This window comes from Chitinophaga sp., from assembly GCF_036566945.1.
Taxonomy (GTDB): domain Bacteria; phylum Bacteroidota; class Bacteroidia; order Chitinophagales; family Chitinophagaceae; genus Chitinophaga.
In genome coordinates this window covers 1-4272 of the sequence record NZ_DATCVJ010000560.1, presented here as the reverse complement: position 1 = coordinate 4272, position 4272 = coordinate 1, and the positions used below count along the sequence as shown (strand labels likewise).

General features: G+C 44.9%; 2 protein-coding genes. Both read right to left on the bottom strand.

Annotation, left to right across the window (positions count from 1 at the left end; genetic code table 11):
* Positions 1-322 precede the first annotated feature (322 nt).
* Positions 323-2509 (bottom strand): carbohydrate binding family 9 domain-containing protein, encoded by a 2187-nt coding sequence (locus VIP81_RS17070; protein ID WP_331963465.1) that lies wholly within the window; start codon positions 2507-2509, stop codon positions 323-325.
* Between the two features lie 297 nt (positions 2510-2806).
* A partial coding sequence (locus VIP81_RS17065) for a family 20 glycosylhydrolase (RefSeq protein WP_331963462.1) occupies positions 2807-4272 on the bottom strand: 1466 nt, incomplete at its 5' end.

The window sequence follows — 4272 nt, the reverse complement described above, 5'->3', positions numbered from 1 at the left end:
AATAGGGTTAGGTTTTTCTCCCTGATAAATAACAGGGAGCTTCCCTGGATTTTCATACAATAATTTAAGAACCTGTATTCCTTATCAGAAAAGGAATACAGGCCATGTTATATTCAATTTACCCGGACAACAATGATTTTAAATGGTAAAATCCCCATGGTAAAAACCACAGGGAGATAATATTCACAACGATAGTAAATGAAAACTTAATGTATATTTTAACGGGTATAGCCGTCTGATACACCAATTTAGTGGTGCAATGTTAGCAGGAATAAAATACAGAAGTGTTAATCGATTCTTAACTGTTAATACGAAACCCGATTTAAATGTTAAACCAGTACACCAGTTTTAGCACCAACGCCCTGTTTTTCACAAAAAAAGGCTCGGGCAGGTAGTTATCCGTATACACGATAAAAAGGTCTGACGCAGGCCTGTAACGCCATTGGAAGCGGGTATTCAGGTTCATATTCTTTTGCTGACCATTGTATTGCATGAAGCCTGTAAAAAATAAAGTGTTGGTCATGGTCACATCCAAACGGGGGCCTACCAACCAAAAAGAATTGATGCCCCAGGGTTTGGGCAGGTTAATATAATTGTAATTGGCGCTTAGCGCAATACTCACGTAAGGCTGGAAACGATATCCCAGCTCCGTATTGGTCATCAACCGGGTACCATCTGCATAATACCCTCCATAACGGGCAGATAACGCATACGTGAACAAACTCTGGGGCTTGGATACGTAATCAGCTCCCACGGTATTCCAGTTATGCTGAGAGCCGGTAGGCAGGCTATCCTTACCCGTATTGGTAGGATCAAATGGCTGCAATAACTGAATGTAGGTATTGGAAGCCCACACATTCAACGTATTCCGCTTACGAAATACAATGCCATAGTTAAGGATGGTTTCATTATCGGTACGATGAAAATTCCTTTCATCAAAGAACCAGGTACTGGTTACCTGTGGTCCGTGGCTCAGCACCTTGCCGGACAAAGGGAAAAACAGGTGGGTGATTTGCGGCGCTATTTTCATATAGCCCTGCCGCGGTACATAGCCCACTTCTGCATTGTAATTGCGCCCCACATACTCATGCTGCCAACCTATATTCCATTCCTTGCTGGTGTATTGCAGGTTGGCTGCATGGGCCATATCATGCCCCGTTTTACCCGGACTATACGATTTCAGGAGCATGGCCTTGCCCGTCCAGAAATTATTGGAGGAAGCCAGGTTATACTCCAGGCCCATATTCCGGTTATATTTATTATAGACCGGCTGCTGCTCAGTCACCTTGGACGGATCATAGTTAACAGATTCCTTATTGATAAAAATGAAGCCCAGATTAGAGCGGGAAAATACCCGGCGCTGCAAAGCCGCTACCGTAAAGTTTTGCGCCGGCAACCCCGTTTCTTCCTGTTTACCGGTTTGCATATTCATCACGCCCAGGCGCCAGTCTTTATTAAGCTTTCCACTCAACCGCGCACCAAAACGGATAGGCACACCGCCCAGCCCTATACGCCTTGAGAAAAAAGGACGAATAGTGGTGTACCCAAAATTCGAAAACTGATCCCCGTTTTCGAGGAAGAACTGCCGCTTTTCAGGATAGAACAACTCAAAGCGATCGAGATTGGTTACCTGCTTATCTACATCTACCTGTGAAAAATCAGGGTTCACGGTCAAATCCAGGTTCAGGGAAGAAGTCACCGCTACCTTAGCATCCAGCCCTGCATCGCGGCGATACGCTTCTTTGGTGCCCTTATCATAATCTTTGGAGACTCCACCCAACAGGTAAGGAATCAATGATACATTGGCGCCTGCTTCCGGCGGGGCCGCATCCCATACCAGGCTACCGGTATAAGCCAGTGATGCTGTGGCAAACTGCCGGGGTACCGGCGCCCAGGCCGACTTCTCCGTTGTTTTCAGATCGTTTCGGCTAAAGTTGATTCCCCATTTGGTGATCCCTTTTTTATACCGGATGGTTTTAAAAGGGATGGCCGCTTCAAACACCCATTTATCCGGATAATTTTTCACTACAGAAGTCCATTTGTTATCCCAGCTCAAATCTACTTTTCCGCCATCATACATTAATCCATCCCATTGCGCACCGGCGGCATTCGCTCCAAAACTGAAACCGTTGGTCTGATCATCAAACGGATCCATGAACAACAGGAAATTATCATTCTTCAGAAAAGCGAAATCCCTTCTCAACGACTCCACCATATATGGTCCGTCTCCCGTAGTATAGTTTTCTACTAACAGGTAAATATTCTTATCGTCGTACGTCATTCGTACATCGGTGCGGAGTTTTGCCAAACTGGTATCCATCGGTAATACCATATGAAATTGTGTAGTGACATCGGCCTGCTGCCATGCTGCTTCATCTATCACACCATCTATCTTCACCGGTGAAACCGCTTTACGCATCTGTAGTTGATAGGATTCGTTTTTCTTTTGCGCCATTACAGTGATACCAAAAAGGCTGCAGCAAAATATGAGTGGAATAATACGGAACATCAGGTCGTTATCGGTTGAACAAACAAAATACAAAAACAGATAAGGGAGGAGGTAAAAAATGGATGAACGGGGAAATGCGATTTTTTGTCTTGCTCAGGATTATACTGATTTAGATGATTTTCCAGATTTTTACTTTTATGATTTTGGAAGATTAAAAAGATTTTGGGAGATATAAGCGAATTTTTATCCGCTCATATCTCCCAAAATCTTCTTTAATCCTGTAAAAACAAAATCTGGAAAATCATCTAAATCAGTATAATCCTGAGTAAGACAAAAAATCGCTATAATAGCTTTCGGCTATAACTTATTGGTCCGCATCTGAGCTTCTGCCACAGGAACCTTTACAGTAGTCGTTCTGCTGCTGCGGCCACGTGTGCTGAACACCTTCAGTTTCACGATTTTTCCACCAGCGGAAACCGGCACTGTATACAACGGGCTTTTTAACGTAGGCTCTTCACCGTTAGTAGTATACCGGATCTGCAGACCAGGCATTTGTACATTAGCGGATACTACACCATTCTCTATTGATGTACCAGCGGTAGGAATACGCCAGTTGAAACCACCATCATAATAATCGAGGCGGGGCATTTCGCGTTTACCCATTACATTGCTGAATACGCTCCATGCCTGTGCGTACATTGCATCTGCCTTCGCCGGATCTTTTTCGGTAGCCCAGGCTGGGTCCTGCGCCCATGCACGTTCTGCAAGGCCCAGTAATTTAGGCAGCATCATGTATTCCATGCGGTCAGAGCTGGTCACCGTTTCGCTCCACAGCAGCCCTTGTATACCGGGAATATTGGAGGCGCCAAAACCGGTTAAACGGTCTTTACCTACAAACAGCTCCGCGGTTACCGGATTACCTCTGCCGTCTACTTTTTGATTTTTGTAGTAGTCAAATGGAATGAAATAAAAAGGCTTATCCACATCTACAAAACCACCCCAGTAAAAACCTGGTTCATCAAAAGATTTCATGTAAGCCATATCAAAATAGAAATTGCTCACACCTGATAAAATCACTTTGTAACCAGCATTTGCCAGGCGGTATGATAAATCTTCCTGACCACCGCCGATCACATTATTCCATACGTTCAACTGGAAATTATCATTCACAAAATCAGGGTTAGGAATACTTTGCGCATCTCCGTTCAGAGAAGTTTTACGCATCCCTGCTTCCTCCCATCCGGCGACTGTTAAGCCGCGGGCCTTCACCAGGTCGTTTACTTTACGGTAGTAATAGTACCAGAGATCATTTACGTTGGTGAGGGATTTATCCTGTTGCATTAAAGCGATGCAGGCAGGTGATTTTTCAAACACACCGCCAGGTACTTCGTCACCACCCATGTGTACAGCGGAGAGTGGCGCCCCTGCTTCTTTATACATCGTTTGGAGTTCTTCCAGTACTTTATCGAGGAAACGATAAGTAGAAGGCAGTGCTACGTTCATCACGTTATCATTCCAGTATTGTACAGAATGATAATCAGATTTATCCTGCAAATCGGTGAGTAAATATTCATTGGCTTCCTGCTCTTTACCGGCTGCTTTCAGGCGGTAGTAGCGGGACTCCATTGATTTCACGGCTGCGCGTGCATGACCTGGACTTTCTATTTCCGGCAATACGCGTATATGCCTGGCTGTTGCATAGCGGAGAATTTCGATAAAATCATTGCGGCTAAAATAACCGGTACCTGCGGCATTGCTCGTATCGGGACCGGAACCATAAGATGGTGGCAGCATGCTTCTTCCGTCGCTGCTATGGCCGCGTT